Source organism: Mycobacterium sp. E2497, assembly GCF_001668695.1.
Taxonomy (GTDB): Bacteria; Actinomycetota; Actinomycetes; order Mycobacteriales; family Mycobacteriaceae; genus Mycobacterium.
Genome location: NZ_LZKD01000148.1, coordinates 1 through 20,317, shown reverse-complemented (window position 1 = coordinate 20,317; position 20,317 = coordinate 1). Strand labels below are relative to the sequence as shown.

21 protein-coding genes and 3 pseudogenes are annotated in these 20,317 nt (G+C 68.4%); 11 read left to right on the top strand and 13 right to left on the bottom strand.

Annotated elements, in window-relative coordinates; all coding sequences use genetic code 11:
* Positions 1–261 (bottom strand): annotated as a pseudogene (locus A5713_RS13565) (SRPBCC family protein); the annotation flags it as partial.
* Between the two features lie 126 nt (positions 262–387).
* On the opposite strand from A5713_RS13565, the gene A5713_RS13560 reads away from it, so the two are divergent.
* The 3 genes and pseudogenes from A5713_RS13560 to A5713_RS13550 all read left to right on the top strand — a co-directional run bounded on the left by A5713_RS13560 (position 388) and on the right by A5713_RS13550 (position 2,951).
* Positions 388–1,407, top strand: a complete 1,020-nt coding sequence (locus A5713_RS13560) for a 3-oxoacyl-ACP synthase III family protein (RefSeq protein ID WP_068096173.1) — start codon at positions 388–390, stop codon at positions 1,405–1,407.
* Positions 1,407–2,541 (top strand): annotated as a pseudogene (locus A5713_RS13555) (histidinol-phosphate transaminase). The gene A5713_RS13560 and the pseudogene A5713_RS13555 overlap by 1 nt, the downstream one beginning before the upstream one ends.
* On the top strand, positions 2,439–2,951 hold the full coding sequence (locus tag A5713_RS13550; protein WP_068096169.1) for a MarR family transcriptional regulator: 513 nt from the start codon (positions 2,439–2,441) through the stop codon (positions 2,949–2,951). The pseudogene A5713_RS13555 and the gene A5713_RS13550 overlap by 103 nt, the downstream one beginning before the upstream one ends.
* Before the next feature lie 106 nt (positions 2,952–3,057).
* On the opposite strand, the gene A5713_RS13545 is transcribed toward A5713_RS13550, so the two are convergent.
* The 5 genes from A5713_RS13545 to A5713_RS13525 form a co-directional block, all read right to left on the bottom strand.
* The gene (locus A5713_RS13545; protein WP_067924295.1) at positions 3,058–3,516 is read right to left on the bottom strand and encodes a nuclear transport factor 2 family protein; all 459 of its coding nucleotides are present in this window, start codon (positions 3,514–3,516) and stop codon (positions 3,058–3,060) included.
* An 18-nt stretch (positions 3,517–3,534) separates the two neighbouring features.
* Entirely contained in the window at positions 3,535–4,410 is an 876-nt protein-coding gene (gene mmsB / locus A5713_RS13540; protein WP_068096175.1) for a 3-hydroxyisobutyrate dehydrogenase, read from the bottom strand.
* A 10-nt stretch (positions 4,411–4,420) separates the two neighbouring features.
* Positions 4,421–5,590 carry an acyl-CoA dehydrogenase family protein gene (locus tag A5713_RS13535; protein ID WP_067924293.1) on the bottom strand — a complete coding sequence of 390 codons (1,170 nt, stop codon included), beginning with the start codon at positions 5,588–5,590 and terminating at the stop codon, positions 4,421–4,423.
* 4 nt (positions 5,591–5,594) lie between these two features.
* On the bottom strand, positions 5,595–7,115 hold the full coding sequence (locus A5713_RS13530; RefSeq protein ID WP_067924292.1) for a CoA-acylating methylmalonate-semialdehyde dehydrogenase: 1,521 nt from the start codon (positions 7,113–7,115) through the stop codon (positions 5,595–5,597).
* A 79-nt stretch (positions 7,116–7,194) separates the two neighbouring features.
* Positions 7,195–8,091 carry an SDR family oxidoreductase gene (locus tag A5713_RS13525; protein ID WP_068096167.1) on the bottom strand — a complete coding sequence of 299 codons (897 nt, stop codon included), beginning with the start codon at positions 8,089–8,091 and terminating at the stop codon, positions 7,195–7,197.
* An 84-nt stretch (positions 8,092–8,175) separates the two neighbouring features.
* Between A5713_RS13525 and A5713_RS13520 the strand changes: the two genes are divergently transcribed.
* The 7 genes from A5713_RS13520 to A5713_RS13490 are packed head-to-tail and all read left to right on the top strand — an operon-like array spanning position 8,176 to position 13,214.
* Positions 8,176–8,748, top strand: coding sequence for a TetR/AcrR family transcriptional regulator (locus A5713_RS13520; RefSeq protein ID WP_067924290.1), 573 nt, complete (start codon positions 8,176–8,178; stop codon positions 8,746–8,748).
* A 20-nt stretch (positions 8,749–8,768) separates the two neighbouring features.
* Positions 8,769–10,193, top strand: coding sequence for an NAD(P)-binding protein (locus tag A5713_RS13515; RefSeq protein ID WP_068096165.1), 1,425 nt, complete (start codon positions 8,769–8,771; stop codon positions 10,191–10,193).
* A gap of 45 nt (positions 10,194–10,238) precedes the next feature.
* Positions 10,239–10,787, top strand: coding sequence for an RNA polymerase sigma factor (locus tag A5713_RS13510; protein WP_068096163.1), 549 nt, complete (start codon positions 10,239–10,241; stop codon positions 10,785–10,787).
* A complete protein-coding gene (locus tag A5713_RS13505; protein WP_068096161.1) occupies positions 10,784–11,485 on the top strand; it encodes a Rieske (2Fe-2S) protein in 702 nt (233 codons plus the stop codon). Before A5713_RS13510 ends, A5713_RS13505 begins: the two co-directional genes overlap by 4 nt.
* A 30-nt stretch (positions 11,486–11,515) precedes the next feature.
* Positions 11,516–11,905, top strand: a complete 390-nt coding sequence (locus tag A5713_RS13500) for a cupredoxin family copper-binding protein (RefSeq protein WP_102418721.1) — start codon at positions 11,516–11,518, stop codon at positions 11,903–11,905.
* On the top strand, positions 11,902–12,825 hold the full coding sequence (locus tag A5713_RS13495) for a metallophosphoesterase (RefSeq protein WP_068096159.1): 924 nt from the start codon (positions 11,902–11,904) through the stop codon (positions 12,823–12,825). The genes A5713_RS13500 and A5713_RS13495 overlap by 4 nt, the downstream gene beginning before the upstream one ends.
* Positions 12,822–13,214 carry a hypothetical protein gene (locus tag A5713_RS13490; protein ID WP_068096157.1) on the top strand — a complete coding sequence of 131 codons (393 nt, stop codon included), beginning with the start codon at positions 12,822–12,824 and terminating at the stop codon, positions 13,212–13,214. Before A5713_RS13495 ends, A5713_RS13490 begins: the two co-directional genes overlap by 4 nt.
* Here A5713_RS13490 and A5713_RS13485 read toward each other — a convergent pair.
* From A5713_RS13485 to A5713_RS13455, 7 genes and pseudogenes are all read right to left on the bottom strand, one after another.
* Complete coding sequence (locus tag A5713_RS13485) at positions 13,171–14,286, bottom strand: acyltransferase (RefSeq protein WP_068096155.1); 1,116 nt, start codon at positions 14,284–14,286, stop codon at positions 13,171–13,173. The genes A5713_RS13490 and A5713_RS13485 overlap by 44 nt on opposite strands.
* 104 nt (positions 14,287–14,390) lie before the next feature.
* Positions 14,391–15,515: an acyltransferase gene (locus tag A5713_RS13480; protein ID WP_068096153.1), complete on the bottom strand. Its 1,125-nt coding sequence runs from the start codon at positions 15,513–15,515 to the stop codon at positions 14,391–14,393.
* An 86-nt stretch (positions 15,516–15,601) separates the two neighbouring features.
* A complete protein-coding gene (locus A5713_RS13475; protein ID WP_068096150.1) occupies positions 15,602–16,780 on the bottom strand; it encodes an acyltransferase in 1,179 nt (392 codons plus the stop codon).
* Positions 16,781–17,010: 230 nt separating this feature from the next.
* Positions 17,011–17,619 carry a dTDP-4-dehydrorhamnose 3,5-epimerase gene (gene rfbC / locus A5713_RS13470; RefSeq protein ID WP_068096148.1) on the bottom strand — a complete coding sequence of 203 codons (609 nt, stop codon included), beginning with the start codon at positions 17,617–17,619 and terminating at the stop codon, positions 17,011–17,013.
* A gap of 1 nt (position 17,620) precedes the next feature.
* The gene (gene rfbB, locus A5713_RS13465; protein WP_068096146.1) at positions 17,621–18,616 is read right to left on the bottom strand and encodes a dTDP-glucose 4,6-dehydratase; all 996 of its coding nucleotides are present in this window, start codon (positions 18,614–18,616) and stop codon (positions 17,621–17,623) included.
* A gap of 26 nt (positions 18,617–18,642) precedes the next feature.
* The gene (locus A5713_RS13460; protein ID WP_068096144.1) at positions 18,643–19,509 is read right to left on the bottom strand and encodes an LLM class F420-dependent oxidoreductase; all 867 of its coding nucleotides are present in this window, start codon (positions 19,507–19,509) and stop codon (positions 18,643–18,645) included.
* Positions 19,510–19,534: 25 nt separating this feature from the next.
* A pseudogene (locus A5713_RS13455) lies at positions 19,535–19,999 on the bottom strand (TIGR03620 family F420-dependent LLM class oxidoreductase); the annotation flags it as partial.
* Between A5713_RS13455 and A5713_RS13450 the strand changes: the two are divergent.
* Positions 19,899–20,317 (top strand): LLM class flavin-dependent oxidoreductase (locus A5713_RS13450; RefSeq protein ID WP_369804443.1); only part of this gene is annotated, 419 nt, incomplete at its 3' end. The pseudogene A5713_RS13455 and the gene A5713_RS13450 sit on opposite strands and share 101 nt — an antisense overlap.

Here is a 20,317-nt window from a genome sequence, read left to right as displayed (position 1 = left end):
CTGCAGCTCCAGCGCATGCCCGGCACCGAACATGTCCCAGAAGTCGCCCACCCACACCGGCCGCTGCGGCGGCGCGGTCTCCGGGTACGGGTTGTGGTCGTAGAACGGGTGGTGGCAGTTCGTCCACAGCACAACCGATCCCGGCTTGTCGAAGACCACCTGGGCGTCGACGACGCGCATGAGGTAGACCATCCACAGGTGCTTGCCCTGGTCCCACGCGCAGTGGTAGTCGACGGTCCGCGCCGCCGCAGCGGCCGGTGTGGGTGGGCGACTTCTGGGACATGTTCGGTGCCGGGCATGCGCTGGAGCTGCAGAACCTCAAGGCGATCGCCGAATACCGGCACCGCAACGGCCTGCCGGTGACGCCGAAATGGATGAGGTAGCAACATGAGCCGACCCAGCGTCAGCCTGATCGACTTATCCACCTATCTGCCCGGCGAGCCGATCGGCGCCGACTACTACGCCCAATTCGCCGAATCCGACGACCTGCGCGAGAACGTCATGTTCCGCGCGCCGAAGTTTCGCCACCACGTCGCGCGCGACGAGAGTTCGATCGACATGGTCGAACGTGCGGCGCAGGGCCTGATCGAGCGGCACGGCCACGACGCGGTGGAGGGTGCGGACGTGCTGATCACCCACACTCAGGTGCCGGACATGGCGTTCTACGGCCAGGGCGGCGGCATCGCCCACCGGCTGGGCATGCGACCGTCCTGGGTGCTCGACCTGAACAACGGTGGCTGCGCGGCGTTCGTGTTGGCGCTCAACGTGGCTCGCAAACTGCTGGCCGGCGGCGACGGGCGCACCGCGCTGATCGCCATCGCGCAAAACGCTGCGGGCCAGTTCTTCGACCAGCCGACCATCCGGCGCAAGGCGCAGTCCGCGGTGCCCGGGGACGGCGCGGCGGTGGGCCTTGTCGCGCTCGGCGACCGGTCACCCATTCTGGACGTCGAGTGCCGCACCTACGGTGAGTACGCCGGTGAGATGACCCTGTCCTACGAACCGCCGCGCAAGTGGTGGCAGGCCGGGCCCGGGGAGGGCAGCATCGGCTTCACCGAAAGCAAGATCACCAAGGTGCTGGCCCGGGGCAATCGGCAGGTTCCCGAGGTGGCCCTGGCGGTGTGCGACCGAATCGGACTGCCCGCCAAGGACATCGACCTGCTGGTCACCAACCAGCCCAATCGGGTGTTCCTGCGCAACTGGCGTGAGGCGCTCGAACTACCCCCCGAGCGGCATCGAGACACCTTCGACCAGTGTGGCAACCTGTTCGGCGCCGGGATCCCGATCAACCTCGACCGCGCGATCTCCGACGGCCGGCTCGGGGCCGGCGACGTCGTGATGATGGCGGCATTCGCCCATGCCGGCGACTTCGCCGGTGCGGCGGCGGTGCGCTGGGGCGGGCGAGACTGATGCAGCCCGACGCGGGGGATCCGCTCGGGTTGTCGCTCAACGAGAACCCGTTCCCACCGCTGCCTCAGGTGCGATCGGCACTGATGCGGTCCGTCCAGACGGCCCACCGCTATCCGGAATTCCTGCCCGAACGGCTGCGCGGCGTGATCGCCGACCACATCGGGGTGCCCGCCGACCGGGTGGTGCCGGGCGCCGGCGCGACGGGCGTCGCGCTGCTGGCCCTGCAGGCGCTGACCGTCCCGGGCGACACGATGGCGATGGCGACACCCACCTTCGACGGTTACCCGATCCTCGCGCGGATGGCGCGGCTGAAGACGCGGACGGTTGCGCTGGATGAGCACGGTCACCACGACCTCGACGGGCTGGCGCGCGCCGCCGCCGATGCCCGGGTGGTGGTGCTGTGCCGGCCGCACAACCCCACCGGAACGCTGGAGTCCGCGGACGCCGTTTTCGCGTTCCTGCGCCGCGTCTCGCACGACACCGTCGTCCTGCTCGATGAGGCGTATGTCGAGTTCACCGCGCCCGAGCACCGCATCGCCGTTTCGGCGTTGATCGCCCGCTTTCCCAATGTGGTGGTGGTACGCACCTTCTCCAAGGCCTACGGCCTGGCGGGGCTGCGCATCGGCTACGCGGTGGCGTCGCCGGAGCTGGCCCGGACACTGTGGTCCCACCAGCAGCCGTTCGGCGCCGCGATCACCAGTTTGGTCGCGGTCGCCGCGTCGTACGGTGCGGAAGACCAACTGCTGCACCGAGTCCGGTTGATCAACGCCGAACGCTGCTATCTGCGGATGCGGCTGAGCGCGATGGGGGTCTACACGACGGACGCGCACGCGAACTTCCTGTACCTGCTTCCGAAAACGGATGGCCGGGGCGCGCCGTGGCACGACGTTTTCGCCGAAGGCGGGTTGCGGGTGCGGTGCTACCCGGACGGCGGCGCGCGGATCACCGTCGGGCACCGCGCGTCGACGCTGGCGGTGCTGTCGGCGGTGGGGAAAGGCCACGCTCGCGCGCCAAGTGCGGTATGAAGGGGCGTGGCTGCCTCACGACCGCGCAAGCGTGATCCGATCGCCGCGGCGCGTGACAACTGGGAGCGCTCCGGTTGGGCCGACGTGGCGCCGGGCATGGTCGCGGTGACGTCGGTGATGCGCGCCCATCAGATCCTGCTGGCCCGCGTCGAGACGGCGTTGCGCCCCTACGACCTGAGCTTCTCCCGGTACGAGTTGCTGCGGCTGCTGGCGTTCAGCCGCACCGGCGCGCTGCCGATCACCAAGGCATCCGACCGGCTGCAGGTCCACGTCACGAGCGTGACCCACGCGATCCGCCGGCTGGAAGCCGACGGCCTGGTGCAACGGGTACCCCACCCCACCGATGGCCGCACCACGCTGGTGCAGATCACCGAGCTGGGCCGCTCGACGGTCGAGGACGCCACGGTCACGCTCAACGAACAGGTCTTCGCCGACATCGGGATGTCCGAAAGCGAAGCGCAGGCGCTGGTTTCGTCGATCGAGACGCTGCGCCGCGACGCCGGCGACTTCTCGGATTGAACCAGAGAACGTCCATCCTTCGCCGAACGTGTACTGAGTGCGATTTTTCCCGCGATATTTCGCAGTGAGTACACGCTCGGCGCGCTGTTGCACCCACTACGGTGGCTCAGCCGCTGCGCGGCGCCGCGCTTCGTCTGCTCATCCACGGCAGCAGGGGCAGCAGGGCATACATTGCGAGACCTGCTGCGGCGTTGGGTGGATTGATGTACTCGCGGATCGCATCGAATCGGCCTTCGCGCATATGGAAAACGAAACAGTAGCCGTCCACTGTTAGGCGCAGTCCGAGACCTCCAACGATGAGCTTGTGCTTGTACTCCACACACAAGTGCTCGCCGTCGGTGAACCAGTTCTTGATCTCAACGTGAGAGCGTTGGTCGTGCCGTCTGCTGCGGCCCGCCGCAAGCGCCATGGACTCGATCGCTCGGCGACCCGACCACGTGTGGCCGATCGGCATGATGGTCCAGGTCGCATCGTCGGTCACGATCGATCCGACTCCCGCATAGTCGTCCTCTTGCACCATGCGGAAATAGGCTTGGATGAGTTGTTCGTTCTGTGTCGGCGGCATCAGACGAAACTCCCGGATTCAGCTCTCCCGCAGCATTTCGATGACCGCGCTGAAGTCCTTGTCCGCGTGGTCGGTCGCGAACTTGGCGTAGATCTCGGCGGCGTGCCGGCCCAGCGGTGCCGTCGACCCGGTGGAGTTCACCGCGTCCATGGCCAGGCCCAGGTCCTTGTTCATCAGCGCGGTCGCGAAACCCGGCTTGAAGTCGTTGTTGGCCGGCGAGGTCGGGACCGGCCCCGGCACCGGGCAGTTGGTGTGCACGGCCCAGCAATTGCCGGTCGCCCCGGTGATGACGTCGAAAAGGGACTGCGCGGGCAGCCCGAGCTTCTCGGCCAGGACGAACGCCTCGCCGATGGCGATCTGCTGCACCGCCAGCACCATGTTGTTGCACACCTTGGCGGCCTGCCCCGCCCCGGCCGCGCCGCAGTGAATGACCTTGCCCGCCATGGGTTCGAGCACCGGCCGGGCGCGCTCCAGGGCAGCCTCGTCGCCGCCCACCATGAACGCCAGCGTCCCGGCCACGGCGCCCTTCACGCCACCGGAGACCGGCGCGTCCAGCTGCGAAACCCCGTGCGATTCCGCGAGCGCGTGCACCTCGCGGGCGTCGTTGACCGAGATCGTGGAGCTGTCGATGAACAGCGCGCCGGACTGGGCGGCCGGGAGCACCTCGGCGTAGCAGCGCTTCACCAGGTCGCCGTTGGGCAGCATGGTGATCACCACGTCGGCCCCCGTCACCGCGTCGGTCGCGGTGTCGAACGTCGTGACCCCGTTGCCGGCCGCGGCGGCCACGGCCGCGGGCACCGGGTCGAACCCGCGCACCGTGTGGCCCGCGGCCACCAGGTTCGCCGACATCGGCCCGCCCATGTTGCCCAGACCGAGAAAAGCGATGCTCGTCATGGTCGCCTTTCTACGCGCCCGCACGCGCCCGTGCGGCCTCGGCCCTACCTATGACCACGCGCATGATTTCGTTCGTGCCTTCCAGGATCCGGTGCACCCGCAGGTCGCGCACGATCTTCTCGAGGCCGTACTCGCGCAGGTAGCCATAACCGCCGTGCAACTGCAGGGCCTTGTCGGCCACCTCGAAGCAGGTGTCGGTGACGTAGCGCTTGGCCATCGCGCACAGCGCGACCTTGTCGGGGTCGTCGTTGTCCAACGCATCGGCGGCCCGCCACAACATCATTCGCGAGGTTTCCAGCCCGGTGGCCATGTCGGCCAGGGTGAACCGGATGGTGGGCTCGTCGAGCAGGGCCTTCCCGAACGCCTCGCGTTCGCGGACGTAGGCCGCGGCCTTGTCGAAGGCGGACTGGGCGCCGCCCAGCGAGCATGCCGCGATGTTGAGCCGCCCACCGTTGAGGCCGTTCATCGCGATGCCGAAGCCGGTGCCCTCACCGTCCGCGCCGCCCAGCATCGCGTCGGCGGGCACGCGGACACCGTCGAAGATCACCTGCGCGGTGGGCTGGGCGTGCCAGCCCATCTTCTCTTCCAGCGCCCCGAAACTGAGCCCGGCGGAACCCTTTTCGACGACGAAGGCCGAGATGCCGCGCGGGCCCGGATTTTCGGGGCCGCCGGTCCTGGCCATCACCACGTAGACGTCCGAGGCGCCCGCGCCGGAGATGAACTGCTTGACCCCGTCAAGCACATAATCGCCGCCCTCGCGGACGGCGCGGGTGCTCAACGCGCTGGCGTCCGACCCGGCGCCCGGCTCGGTGAGGCAGTAGCTGGCGATGACGTCCATCGAGGCCAGCCGCGGCACCCAGGCCTTGCGCTGTTCGGCGGTGCCGAACTTGTCGATCATCCACGCGCACATGTTGTGGATGGACAGGAAAGCCGCGGTGGTCGGGTCGGCGATGGCCAGTTGCTCGAAGATGCGGACCCCGTCGAGCCGGCGCAGCCCGCTGCCGCCGACGTCCTCGCGGCAGTAGATCGCCGCCATGCCGAGCTCGGCGGACTCGCGCAACACGTCGGTCGCGAAGTGCTTGGTCGCGTCCCATTCCAGGGCGTGCGGGGCGAGGCGTTTGGCGGCGAACGCGGCCGCCGTCTCGGTGATGACCCGCTCGTCGTCGTTGAGGGTGAACATGTACCTAATCCATTGTGGGAATCACGAATTCGGCGCCGTCCTTGATGCCGGAGGGCCACCGCGACGTGACGGTCTTGGTCTTGGTGTAGAACATGATCGACGAGGGACCGTGCTGGTTGAGGTCGCCGAAGCCGGAGCGCTTCCACCCGCCGAACGTGTGGTAGGCCACCGGGACCGGGATCGGCACGTTGACGCCGACCATGCCCACCTGCACCCGGGAGACGAAGTCGCGGGCGGCGTCGCCGTCGCGGGTGAAGATCGCCACGCCGTTGCCGTACTCGTGCTCCGACGGCAGGGCCAGGGCCTCTTCGTAGTCGTGGGCGCGCACGATGCACAGCACCGGACCGAAGATCTCGTCGGTGTAGATGGACATCGCGGGGGTGACGTGGTCGAACAGCGTTGGACCGATGAAGAATCCGCCCTCGAGGTTGGCGTCACCGAAGGTGAGGTCGTCGCTGGCGCGTTCGCGGCCGTCGATCACCAACTCGGCGCCCGCCTCGACGCCCTGGCCGATGTAGTTGCGCACCCGGGCCAGGGCGGCCTCGGTGACCAGCGGACCGTAGTCGGCCTTCGGGTCGAGGCTGTGGCCCACGCGCAGGTTGTTGATCCGGTCGATGAGCCTGGCGCGCAGCCGATTTGCTGTCTGCTCGCCCACCGGCACCGCGACGCTGATCGCCATGCAGCGCTCGCCGGCGCTGCCGTACCCGGCGCCGATCAAGGCGTCGACGGCCTGGTCCAGGTCCGCGTCGGGCATCACGATCATGTGGTTCTTGGCGCCGCCGAAGCACTGCGACCGCTTGCCGGTGGCCGCGGCCGTCGCGTAGATGTACTGGGCGATGTCGGAGCTGCCGACGAAGCCCACCGCCTGGATGTCGGGATGGTGCAGGATGGCGTCGACGGCCTCCTTGTCGCCGTGCACGACCTGGAACACGCCCGGCGGCAGGCCCGCCTCCAAGAAGAGCTCGGCCAGCCGCACCGGGACCGACGGGTCACGTTCGCTGGGCTTGAGCACGAACGCGTTGCCGCAGGCGAGGGCGGGCCCGGCCTTCCACAGCGGGATCATGGCGGGGAAGTTGAACGGGGTGATGCCCGCGACCACGCCCAGCGGCTGGCGCAGCGAGTAGACGTCGATCCCCGGTCCGGCGCCCTCGGTGTACTCACCCTTGAGCAGGTGCGGGATGCCGATGGCGAACTCGATGACCTCGATGCCGCGTTGGACGTCGCCGCGCGAGTCGGCCACCGTCTTGCCGTGCTCGAGGGACAGCATCTCGGCGAGCTCGTCCATGTGCTCGTTGACCAGTTCGATGAAGCGCATCATCACCCGCGCGCGGCGCTGCGGATTCCATGCCGCCCAACCCTTTTGGGCTTCGACGGCCGAGGCCACGGCGGCGTCGATCTCGGCCTTGCCGGCCATCGGCACCTGCGCCTGTACCTCCCCGGTGCTGGGGTTGAAGACGTCGGCGGTGCGGGTGGACTGGCCCGCGGTGCGCTGCCCGTCGATGAAGTGGGGGATCTGTGTGGTCATGGTGTCCTCGGTTTAGTACGCGCGTGAGAGGCGGATACTTGGATATCCTAGTAACCGCGGTCGAGCGCCGCAAGGACACCTACAAGTTCGCCACGGGCGCCTCGGGGTAGTTTCCGGCCGCCAGGTCCTCGAGCAGGCTGGGATGAGTGGGCTGCCAACCGAATCGCTCGCGGGTCAGCTCGCTGGACGCCGGCTGGTCGGTTGCGAAGACCGCGCCGAGGAATCCGAAACTTTCCGCCGGGACCGACGCGGTGGGCACGTTGAGCTGCCGCCCGATGACCTCGGCGAGCGCGCGCATCGGGTCGCCCTCGTCGGCGACGGCGTGGGCCACCGTGCCGGGCGTGGCGTCTTCGAGAACCAGACGAAACAGGCGCGCGGCGTCGAGGACGTGCACGGCCGGCCAGCGCTGGCTCCCGTCGCCCACGTAGCCGGAGACCCCGGTGCGTCGCGCGGCCTCGACGAGCAGCGACGCGAACCCGCAGGGGCCGGCAGCCCGGTGCACGGACCGGGGGAGGCGCACCACCGCCGACCGGACCCCCTTGGCGGCCAGTTCCAGGGCGGCGTGCGCGTTGCGGCCGCGGCCGCCGATGGGTCCCTCGGTCGGCATCGGGTCCCGTTCGGTGGAGGGGCGTCCCGCGATGCGCGGTGTGCCCGACGCCATGATGAACGGCTTGCCGCTCCCCGCGAGAGCGGCGCCGAAAGTCTCGACGGCAGCGGCCTCCTGAGCGACCGCCTTCTCGAAGTCGTCGAAGTGCAGGAAGGCGAGGTGGATGACGCCATCGGCCTGGACCGCGCCTTTGGACAGGCTCTCGGGATCGTCGAGGTCGCCGCGCAACACGTCGGCCCCCAGGGACGCGGCGGCCCGCGCCGACGCGTCGGAGCGCGCCAGCGCCAGAACTTCGTGGCCCGCACCGATGAGCTCGGGCAGGACGGCCGAACCGATCCCGCCGGTGGCGCCCGTGACGAAAACGCGCATGATCAACTCCTTCGAGTGATGGGACTTATGTCTCATCACGTTACCAGAGCGATGGGACAAAGGTCGCATCGCTACGATGACGGGATGCCCCGATGGGAACCGGATGCGCGGCTGCGGCTGGTCGAGGCCGCGCTGCATCTGTTTTCCGAGCAGGGCTACGACCGGACCACGGTCGCCGAGATCGCCGAGCGCGCCGGCCTGACCAAGAGCACGTTCTTCCGGTACTTTCCCGACAAGCGCGAGGTGCTGGCGGCGGGCCAGGCGACCCTGTCGCGGCTCTTGGTGGACGGCATCTCGTCGGCGCCCGCGGACGCCACTCCGCTCGCCGCGGTCGCCAGCGGGCTGGAGCGCGCCGCCGGTTCGATGACGCCGTTCAATCGCGAGCTCGCCCCCCGGTTGAAAGCCGTCATCGCCAGCAGCACCGAGTTGCAGGAGCGCGACACGCTCAAACAGGTCGGCCTCGCCGCGGCCATGGCCGACGCGTTGCGCGCGCGGGGGGTGGCGGACCGGGCGGCGACGCTGGCGGCCGAAATGGGAGGCCTCGCGTTCAAGGAGGCATTCGCCGCGTGGCTTGCCGCGGATGACGAGCAAGACCTGGGCGAACTGGCGCGCAAAGCCCTGGACGACCTTCGCGCGGCGGCCGCCGACATCGGGTGAGCGCGCTAGCCTTCAGGCGTATGCACACCATCGAGGCGGACTACCTGGTGGTCGGCGCGGGCGCCATGGGGATGGCGTTCGCCGACACGCTGGTGACCGAGACTGCAGCGACCGACGCGCGGGTGGTGCTGGTCGACCGCAACCACCAGCCGGGCGGGCACTGGACCATGGCCTACCCGTTCGTGCGGTTGCATCAGCCCTCGGCGTTCTACGGCGTCAACTCGCTGCAGTTGGGTGGCGACTCGATCGACCGAATCGGCTGGAACCAAGGGCTTTACGAGTTGGCCACCGCCGGCGAGGTGTGCGCCTACTACGACCATGTGCTGCGCAGGCGGCTGTTGGCGAGCGGGCGGGTCACCTACTTCCCGATGAGCGAATACCGCGGGGAAGGCCGGTTTACCACGCTGGCCGGGACCGACCACACCGTCAGCGCGACGCGCCGCGTCGTCGACGCCACCTACATGCACGTCACGGTGCCGGCCATGCGGCCGCCGCCCTATCCGGTCGCGCCGGGCATCGCCTGCGTGCCCCCCAACGACCTGCCGAGACTCGGTGCGCACGAGCGCTACGTGATCGTCGGGGCCGGCAAGACCGGCATCGACACCTGCCTGTGGCTGCTGGGCCAGGGCATCGCGCCCGACCGACTGACCTGGATCGCGCCCCGCGACTCCTGGCTGCTGGACCGCGCGCGGATGCAGCCCGGGCCGTTGTTCGCCGCCCAGATCAAAGCCGGCTTCATCGCGCAGCTTCGCGCCATCAGCGACGCCACGTCGGTCGAGGACCTGTTCGCGCGGCTCGAGGAATCCGGCGGTGTGTTGCGGATAGATCCGGCGGTCCGCCCGACCATGTATCGGTGCGCGACCGTCACCCGGCTGGAACTCGAGCAGCTGCGGCGCATCGCCGACGTGGTGCGGCTGGGCCACCTGCTGCGCGTCGAGGCGGACCGGATGGTCCTCGACGGCGGCACGGTGGCGAGCGACGGCAACGCTCTGTACATCGACTGCACCGCCGACGGTGCCGAAAAGCGCCCAGCGACACCGATTTTCGATGACGGGCGGATCACGTTGCAAAGCGTGCGCGGATGCCAGCAGGTCTTCAGCGCAGCGCTCATCGCCCATGTCGAGGCCGCGTACCACGACGACCCGACGAAAAACGAACTGTGCGTGCCGTTGCCACATCCCGACACCGACCTGGACTGGCTGCGCCTGGCGCTGGCCGACTACAGCAATCAGCTGCGCTGGCTCGAGGACCCCGACCTCACGGGGTGGATGTCCGCCGCGCGGCTGGACCTGTTCGGTCACCTGATCGGTCACCTGCTGCCTCCGGCGTCGGCAAAGCCCCGGGTGCGCGAGCGGATGCTGGGCATCGCCAAATCGGTGTTCTCGGCCACCGCCACCAAACTCGACGAGCTCCTCAGTGAACAAACCTCGCTCGCCGCACCGTGATACCGGGTGTAACCCGATTCGGTATTCATCGGGTGGAGGAGGCACGTGGCGGCACGAAACGAACCGGTCAAACGACCCCTGCGGGCGGTGCCCGACAGCGGCTTTGACGAGGGCTACCCCGACTGGGAGGCCGTATACCAGGACAACGCGTCCTGGGTCTACCGCACGCTGTTCGCCCGGGTCGGGAACCGGGCCGACGCCGAGGACCTCACCGCCGAGGTCTTCCTCGCCGCGCTGCGGCCGCTGCGGCTGACCGCGAGCGTCGGGGAGGTTCGCGCCTACCTGCGGGTCACCGCGCGCACGGTGCTGGCCGCGCATTGGCGGGAGACCCTGGGCCGGGAGATAACCTCGATCGACGACATCGAACAACCACCGGAGAGTGAGGAAGCGATCAGCACAGCGCCCCAGCGTGTCGCCCGGGTCCTCGACAACCTGCCGGACCGCTACCGGCAGATCCTGGAATTGCGCTTCCTGCAAGGGCATTCGATCAAGGACTCGGCCGCGGAGCTCGGGGTCAGCGTCGCCAATGCCAAGGTGCTCCAGCATCGCGCGCTGCGGCTGGCGGCGCAGGTCAACGAGGGGGGCCCGGCATGAACGCGCGCGGGTTGCGCCGATACGTCGACGACCTGTTGCGGGGCCGGCGGCCCAGGCCGTTCGCTCCCGACGACTTCGAGGCGGCGCAGCTGCGCACCGCGATCGAACTGCGCGCGGCCGGGCGCAGGGACCAGGCCCCGCGGCAGGAATTCCTCGACGACCTGCACCGCCGCCTCGCCGAGCAGATGTCCGACGCCCGGCCACAAGCCGCGCGCACGCACAGCAGCACCCGCCGCCAGGTCATCGTCGGCACCTCTGCCGCCGCGGCCGCCGCGGTGACCGCGGTGTCCATCGACCGGGCGGTGATCAACGGTCGATCCGGCGGCGTTCCCGCCGCCGACAACGCGCCGCTGAAGCCCAACGCCGGAACCTGGCAGCGGGTGGCCGCCAGCTCGGATGTGCCGGACGGGGTCATGCATCCCTTCGACCTCGGTTCGGTCAACGGCTTCGTCCGCCGCGTCGACGGCAAGCCCCAGGCCATCTCCGGGGTGTGCACGCACCAAGGGTGCAGGCTGTGGTTCGACGCGCCCGGCGACAGGTTGCGCTGCCCGTGCCACTCGACGTCCTTCTCGCCGGCCGGACAGGTGCTCACCCATCAGCTGCCGATCGCTCCGAAACCATTGCCGCCGTTGCTGGTTCGCGAGGCCGACGGCGTCATAGAGGTGTTCGCGCCCCGCCGTCCCGACCAGCCCGCCTGAGTGGTGTAACGCGCCGCCCTATTCCTGGGCATGATGCTTACCAAACTCTCGGCGGCCGCACTCGCCGCCGTATTGCTGGCGGGCTGCTCGGCTTCCCGGCCCGCCGCCGGCTCCGGCACCAGCATGTCGATGGGCTCGGTGTCCATCACCGCGCCGGCGGCCCCGGCCAGCGGCGACCAGGTGAACATCGACGGCTTCGCGTTCGCGCCCGCCACGTTGACCGTCGCGGCCGGCACCACCGTCACGTGGACCAACCGCGACGAAGAACCGCACACGGTGGTCGCGAGCGACGGGTCGTTCCACTCGCCCGGGATGGGCACCGGGGCGACCTTCACCCACACCTTCAGCGCCCCCGGGACTTTCGACTACGTCTGCTCGATCCACCCGATGATGCGGGGCACCGTGGTGGTGACGCGATGAACCCCGACATGAGTCGCCGTCAGTTGATCCGGCACACGGCGTGGTTCGGCGCGGCAGTCGGGTTCGCCGTGGTCGGCGGCGAGGTGATCTCGCATGTCGCCGGCGCGGGGGCGGCCGAGCAGCGCGCGCAGGGCCGGCCCACGCTGCGGTTCGCGCAGATCAGCGACAGCCACATCGGCTTCACCGGGGCGCCCAACCCCGACGTCTCCGCCACCTTCGGCCACGCGATCGACCAGGTCAACAACCTCGGCTACACACCGGATTTCGTCGTTCACACCGGTGACTTGACACACCTGTCCAGCCCCGCACAGTTCGACCAGGTGAAGCAGATGATGAGCGCCTTGAAGACTCCGCGCGTGTTCACCGTGCCCGGGGAGCACGACTCGGTCGACGACGCGGGGCAGAAGTACCGAAACGCCTTCGGCGCGGGATCCGTCGGCGACGGCTGGTACAGCTTCGACATCGCCGGCGTGCACGTGATCGCGCTGGTGAACACGTTGAACCTGCGCAAGCTCGGTCACCTGGGCGCCGACCAGCTCGATTTCGTTCAGAAGGACGTCGCGCGGCTGTCGAGCGACACCCCCATCGTCGTGTTCAGCCACATCCCGTTGTTCGCGATGTACCCCGACTGGGGCTGGGGCACCGACGATGCGGGCCAGGCGCTGTCCTACCTGCGCCGGTTCTCCTCGGTCACCTGCCTCAACGGCCATGTGCACCAACTCTTCTCCAAGACGGAGGGAAAGGTGACGTTCTACAGCGGGACGACGACCGCGTACCCGCTGCCGCGACCCGGCGACGGGCCGGCGCCCAAGCCGGTCACCCTGCCGGCCGGCAAGCTCCGCGACGCACTCGGCATCCGCGAGGTCAGTTACACCCGGGGCGAGACCGCACTGGCGTTGAAAGAGCAGGGGCTGCAATGACTCTGTTGCTTCGCATCGGCATGGCCACGTCGTTGGCGGTCAGCGCCGCCGGCCACGCCTACCTGTATGTCCACGGCTACCGGCACATCCCTGAGATCGGCGCCGCGTTCCTGGTGCAGGCCAGCGTCTCGTTCGCGATAGCCGTGCTGATACTCGCCGGCGGCCCGGGATGGCTGCGCTGGGCCGGCGCGGCCGTGGCGGGTGGCTCCCTGGTGGCGTTCCTCATGTCCAGAACCGTTGGCCTGGACGGCTTTCTGGAGCGCGGCTGGGAGCCGGCGCCGCACGCGGCGATCAGTGTGAGCGCCGAAGTGCTGACGGTGCTGTTGTGGGCGGGGGAGCTGGCGACTAGGCGGGCTCGGGAAGTTCGCCACCCGGCTCATCAACCATGAGGTCGGCCGCGGCGACGGCTTCCTCTTCGACCGCCCACTTTCGCAACAGCCGAGACTTGAGCGACATCGCGGGCTTCTCGATCAGCAACCAGCTCAGCGCGGCCAACGGCAGCGTGGCCATCGCCGCAACGGCGGCGTGCGCAACCGCATTCGGCCGGCCGGGCCAACAGATCACCAGCAGCTGCTGAACCGGGAAGGCGTAGATGTACACGCCATAGGACAGATCGGTGCGGAGCCTCAGGCGTTCGTTTCGAAGCAGTGCACCGGAGGCGATGATGGCGTACGCGAGCGGAATCCCGCCCAGCAGCCGGTAATGCGGAAGCAGGGTGCCGCTCAACGCGACGACGGCCGCGCTCACCGCGACGAGCCACCAGCGGGCGGGGATCTTGTCGCGCCACTGGTAGAGCAACGCGCCCGCCGCGAACATGACGGCGAAGCGCGCGGTCACCGCGGCGAACTGGCCCGCCCACGGCTGGTCCGGGGCGATGGGCGGCGACAACGCCTCGCCGACGACCGCCACCGCCAATATCACGGGGGAGACCCACCGGCGGTGGGCAAGCCCGGCGATGCCGATAGCGGCGACCGCGGCATAACACGCCAGCTCGAAAGCCAACGTCCACAGCGAACTGTTCCAGCTCCCCGGATAGGGGACCCCTTGGGGCGTCCCGCCGACGTCGGCCTTGAGCAGGATCACCCCGCTGTTCATGGCGACGTACTCGACCGGCGCGGCGGAGAGCAGGAGCTTGAGCGCCGCGCCTCCCTGCATCGCCACGCCGATCGGCGCGATGACGAACGCGGTGACGACCAGGCAGACGTAGTAGCCGGGAAGGATGCGCAGGGCTCGGGCCGCGGAATAATCCCGCAGGTGCGGGTGACGAAGCCAGCTCGCGGTGATGAGGAAGCCCGAGACGGCGAAGAATCCGTCGACCCCGCCGTCGGCGAGGTAATGCGCGCCCATCCATGGGTGGCCCGTGAGGATGAACGAGTGACCGACGATCACCGTGGTCGCCAGCGTCAGCCGCCAGGCGTTGAGCGCATTCTGCCGAGTGTCGAACACTTGCCCGAGGGTCATTGGCCTCCGCCTATATCGCCCCCGAAGCCCGTCCGCGGCATACTATGACACGCCGTCGCGCGTGTGCGGAATTTTTGGCGATTTGGCCCGCTTGTGACCCGGGCCTAGGCGGCACCCGGGGCTTGGCGAGCGGGCCGGTCGGCGACGAGGTCGTCGGATTGTTCGCCGCCGGGGCCTGCGGGCGCGGGTGCGCCCCACTTCTGCTTGAGCCGGCGTTTCAGGGACATCGCGGGCTTTTCGATGGCGAACCAACTGGCCGCGGCCAACGGCAGCGTGGCCAGGGCGCTGGCGCCGAAGAACGCGAACGGACTCAAAGTCGCGAGCCCGCAGACGGCCAGCATTTGCTGAGTGGGGTACGCGTAGATGTACACGCCGTAGGACAGGTCCGTGCGCAACTGCAGCCGCTTGTGGTGCAGCAGGGCGCCCGTCACGATGACGACGTACGCCAGGGGAAGGGCGGCGACGACGCGGTAATCGGGCAGGAAGCCGGCCGCAACAACGATGACCGCGCACACCCCGACCAGCCACCAGCGGGCGGGAATGACGTCGCGCCACTGATACATCACCGCTCCGGCGGCGAACATGATGGCCGAACGCGCCGCGAGCTGGGGGATGGTCCACACACCGGGGAAGGTCAGCGGCGGAAACGCCAGCGCCGCACACACGGCCAGCACCAGCATGACGGGAGAAACCCACCGGCGGTTGGCGAGCCCGACGACGCCGATAATCGCGACGGCGAGGTAGCACAGCAATTCCCAGACGAGGGACCACAGCGACGCGTTCCAGGTGGGCCCACTGGGCACCCCCTGCAATGTGCCGGCGATGCCCGGCTGCAGGTAGGCCACCGCGCTGTTCTTCAGGACGTACTCGATCGGCGCGATCGAGCCCAGCAGCTTGAGGGCCGACCCACCCTGGATCAGCACACTGATGGGTGCGAACGCGAACGCCGTCAACAGCAGGCAGATGTAAAAACCGGGCAGGATGCGTAGGCCTCGCGCGGTGAGATAGTCACGCAATCGCGGGTCGGTCAGCCAACTTCTGGTGATGAGGAAGCCCGAGATCGCGAAGAAGCCGTCGACACCCACGGAAAAGAACACCTGATTGATCGCTGCGGGCGGCTGGCGGCCCGTGATAGCCCACGAGTGGAAGAGCATCACCTCGGCCGCGAGCGTTAACCGCAACGCGTTCAGGGCATTATTGCGCGGATCGAATACCTGTCCGAGCTTCATCCGTCTCCGACCGTCGTCCCCCATCGAACTGTCGGCGTCATAGTATCGGCCGGAGGCCAACGGCGTGGGCACTTGGCCGTTGCCGGCTAGGCGGTACCCGGCAGTTCCGGGGGCAGCGCGGGTTCGGCGACTTCGTGGGTGGGTCGCGCCATCGCCGGTTGTTCCTGGCTCTGGTCTTGGTCTTGGTCCTGTGGGGCGGTCAATTTACTTCTGAACCGCCGTTTGAGGCGCCGCGCCGGCTTCTCGATCAGGAACCAGCTCGCCGCGGCAAGCGGCACCGTCGCGGCGGCGGTGACGCCGGTGAACAGCAGTGGGTTCAGGGTGATGAGTCCGCAGACGAGCAGCAGTTGCTGGGTGGGATAGGCGTAGATGTACATGCCGTAGGAGAGGTCCGTCCGCAACCTGAGGTGCTTGTTGCGGATCAGGGCCCCCGACACGACGACGGCGTAGGCCAGGGGGAGGGCGCCGACCACCCGGTAGTCGGGCAGGAAGCCGGCCGCCAGGACGATGACCGCGCTCACCGCGACCAGTGACCAGCGGGCGGGGATCACGTCGCGCCATTGATACAGGAACGCGCCTGCCGCGAACATGATGGCGGCGCGGCACGCCAGGAAGAACAGGGCGGTGCGGACGTCGCCCTCGTGTTGGGTCATCACGTCGGGGAATTTCAGCCCCGGGAGCATCATCGCGCCGCCCGTCGCCGCCAGCAAGAACGCGAGGGAGACCCAGCGGTGGGTGGCGAGCCCGACGACGCCGATGAGGGCCACGATGAGGTAGCACATCACTTCCCAGATGAGGGACCACAGGGAAGCGTTCCAGACGCCCGCGCTGGGAACCCCGGTGGGTGTGCCGCCGATATCGAATTTGACCAGCGCCACGGCGCTGTTCTTCAAGACGAAGTCCAGCGACGCGCCCGAGGTGATGAGCTTGGTGAACGAGCCGCCCTGAATCGCCACGCTGAGTGGGGCGATGACGAACGCGGTCACCAGCAGGCAGACGTAGAAGCCGGGCAGGATGCGCAGCGCGCGGGCGGCGAGGTACTCACGCAGGCGTGGGTTGCTGAGCCAGCTCGCGGTGATGAGGAATCCCGAGATGCCGAAGAACCCGTCCACCCCTACGCAAAGGAGAAGTTGAAGTACGGCCCGAATGTTCGGCAGGTGGCCCCTGATCGGGAAGGTGTGCCAAAAGATCACCTCGCCGGCCAGTGCCAGCCGCCAGGCGTTGAGTGCATTGTTGCGCGGATCGAAGACCTGCCCGAGTTTCATCCGCCTCCCCCGTAGTCCGCACAGGGCCTATCGGCGTATCGTATCGCGACCACGCACCGAATTGGGCTGGTTCACGGTACCTGAGGTACCGCGCAATGGCAAATAAGCGGCGACCCCTTATCCGCTAATCGAGCTGGTCAACTGTTGAATACATTTTTGCGCGCGATGAGTCACCAAGTGTGTTGTGGGATAACGACCGTCGCGTTCGGCGGAATTGCTGGGTCACGCGCTTATCGGTTACGCATTTGCGCAATGAAGTGCTGCGTCTCTTCCCAGCTGGGCAAAAGCCCGGCGGCGCGCACTGCTTCGAGGCCGGGGGCTGCTGCGTCGCGGTCGGACAGGCTGGGTGCGGCACCGTTCACCAGCGGCCAGTCGACCCCGATCGCGGGATCGGTTGCGCAAATGGTGTGCTCGCGCTGCGGGTTGTATTCGGCCGAGCACAGATACATCACCGTCGAATCGTCCTGCAGGGCAAGGAAGCCGTGCCCCAGGCCTTCGGACAGGTAGATCGTCCTGCGGTCCTTGTCGTCGAGCAGCACCGAATCCCACTGGCCGAACGTGGGCGAACCCTCGCGGATGTCGACCACGACATCGAACACCGAGCCGCGCACGCAGGTCACATATTTGGCCTGGCTGGGTGGCAGCTGCGCGAAGTGCAAGCCGCGCAACACGCCGGCGGACGAAACCGAACAGTTCGCTTGCCGGACATCGAGTCGGTGACCGGCGAACTCGGTGAATCCTTGGTCGGTAAGCCATTCGAAGAACAGGCCACGGGAATCGCCGTGAATGGTGGGGGTGATTTCCCATGCGCCGGGGACGGCGAGTTCGCGCACCTTCATTTTATTGACCACGCTCTTCGTAACGGGCTTCCGCGGCGTCTTTCAAAGGGCGCCACCACGATTCGTTGGCACGATACCAGTCGATGGTGGCGCTCAAGCCCTCCTCGAAATCGGTATGTTTTGGCGCCCAACACAGTTCGTCGTACAGCAGCGACGGGTCAATGGCGTAGCGCAGGTCGTGGCCGACCCGGTCGGTCACGTGGTCGAAGTCGTCGGGTTCGCGGCCCATCATCTTCAGCAGCGTGCGCAGCACGCTGAGGTTGTCGCGCTCGCCCTCGGAGCTGATCAGGTACGTGCGGCCGATCTCGCCCTTTTCCAGGATCCGCCGCACGGCGCTGTTGTGGTCGTCGACGTGAATCCAGTCGCGCACGTTGGCGCCGCTGCCGTACAGCTTGCACCGCCGGCCGGTGAGCACGTTGGTGATCTGGCGCGGAATGAACTTCTCGACGTGCTGGTAGGGCCCGTAGTTGTTGGAGCAGTTCGAGATCGTCGCTCGCACGCCGTACGACCGCACCCAGGCTCGGACCAGCATGTCGGCGGCGGCTTTGGTCGCCGAGTAGGGGCTCGAGGGGTTGTAGGGCGTCGACTCGGTGAACCGGTTGGGGTCGTCGAGCTCCAGGTCGCCGTAGACCTCGTCGGTCGAAATGTGATGCAGCCGCACACCGTGGCGGCGCACCGCTTCCAGGATGGTGAACGTCCCGACCACGTTGGTGTGCAGGAACGGCCCCGGGTCGTCCAGCGCGTTGTCCACGTGGCTCTCGGCGGCGAAGTGCACGACCGCGTCGGACTCGGCGACCAGCCGCGAGACGAGCTCGGCGTCGCAGATGTCGCCCACCACCAGCCGGATAGTGCCCTCGACGTCGGCCAGTGACTCGCGCCGGCCGGCGTAGGTCAGGGCGTCGAGCACCGTCACGGAGTCCTCGGGATGCTCGCGGACGGTGCTGTGCACAAAATTCGCGCCGATGAAGCCAGCGCCGCCGGTGACCAGTAGCCGCATGGTGAAACCCTAACCGAGCGAGTCGGTCAGCTTGCGGGAGTCAGCCCCAGCGGCCCGGCCAATTCGGTCAGCACGCGCACTACCTCGTCGTCGCCGGCCGCGTCGAGCACCTGGACCGCCACGTGGTCGGCGCCTGCGTCGATGTGCTCGTTGAGGCGTTGGGCGATGGCCTCGGCGGTGCCGTACGCCACCACCGCGTCGATCAGCTTGTCGCTGCCCGGCTTGCGGACGTCCGCTTCGGTGAAGCCGGTGCGCAGCCAGTTGTTCACGTAGTTGCTCAGGTCCAGGTAGAAGTCGGCGTACCTGCGGCCGACGGCGCGGGCTTCCTCCGCGTCGGTGGTCAGCACCACCTTGTGTTCGGGCGCGAGGAACACCGAGTTCCCGATCAGTTCGCGCGCCTTGGCGGTGTGTTCAGGGGTGGTCAGATACGGGTGCGCGCCGGCGCTGCGCTGCGTCGCCAACCGCAGCACGCGTGGGCCCAGCGCCGCCAGCACCCGGCGGCTGGTCGGCACCACCGCCGCGTCGAGCTCGTCGAGGTAGGAGACCAGCGCGTCGTACGGCTTGACGTACTCCTGGGTGTGTTCGGGATGTCCGACCCCGATCCCCAGCAAAAACCTTCCCGGATAGGCGCTTTCGATGCGGTGGAAGGATTCGGCCACCGGTTTGGCGTGTGCGGTCCAGATGTTGAGGATCCCGGTGGCCAGCTGCAACGATTCCGTCTCGGCCAGCGCCGGCTCCACCCAGGCCAGGTCGGCGTCGGGCGATCCGCCGATCCAGACGGCGCCGTAGCCGAGCGATTCGATCCGCCGCGCCAGGGCCGGGGTGATGGACCTGGACCCCAGCCACACGCCGAATCGGCCCAGGTCTGGTTTGAGTGCTACCGGCTCGGTCATCTACGTCCCCCTCGTGCGTCGTCTGCTAGCTCAGGCCGAGCGGCCCAGCCAATTGGGCCAGCGCCGGCACCAGGTTTTCATCCTTCGTCAGGACCTGCACGGGCACATGGTCGGCGCCCGCGTCGAGGTGCTCCTTCAACCGGGCCGCGATCGCCTCCGGCGTGCCGTAGGCGACGACCGCGTCGACAAAACGGTCGCTGCCCGGCTTCGTGACCTCCTCGTCGGTGAAGCCGAGCCGTTTCCAGTTGTTGCGGTAATTGGCGAGCTGGAAATAGATGTCGAGCGCCCTGCGGCCCACCGTACGGGCCTTCTCGGCGTCAGTGGTCAGCACCGCCTTGTGTTCGGGCGCCAGGAACGCCGACGGGCCGATCAGCTCGCGCGCCTGAGCGGTGTGCTCGGGGGTGGTCAGGTACGGGTGTGCCCCGGCGCTGCGCTCCGCGGACAGCTTGAGCACGCGGGGGCCGAGCGCGGCGACCACCCTGCAGGTGGCCACCGGCATCGTCAACATCTGGACCGCCGCCGCCAAGCCGGTGGCCGAGTCCTTCCACCGCATCGACAAGGCCTTCCCCGGCCGCTTCCTGCTCGGCATCGGCGTCGGCCATCCCGAGGCGCACACCGAATACCGCAAGCCCTACGACGCGCTGGCCGACTACCTGCAGCAGCTCGACGAATACGGGGTGCCCACCAACCGCAGGGTGGTCGCCGCGCTCGGCCCCCGCGTGCTCAAGCTGTCCGCGGAGCGCAGCGCCGGGGCACACCCGTACCTGACCACCCCCGAGCACACCGCTCAGGCGCGCGAGCTGATCGG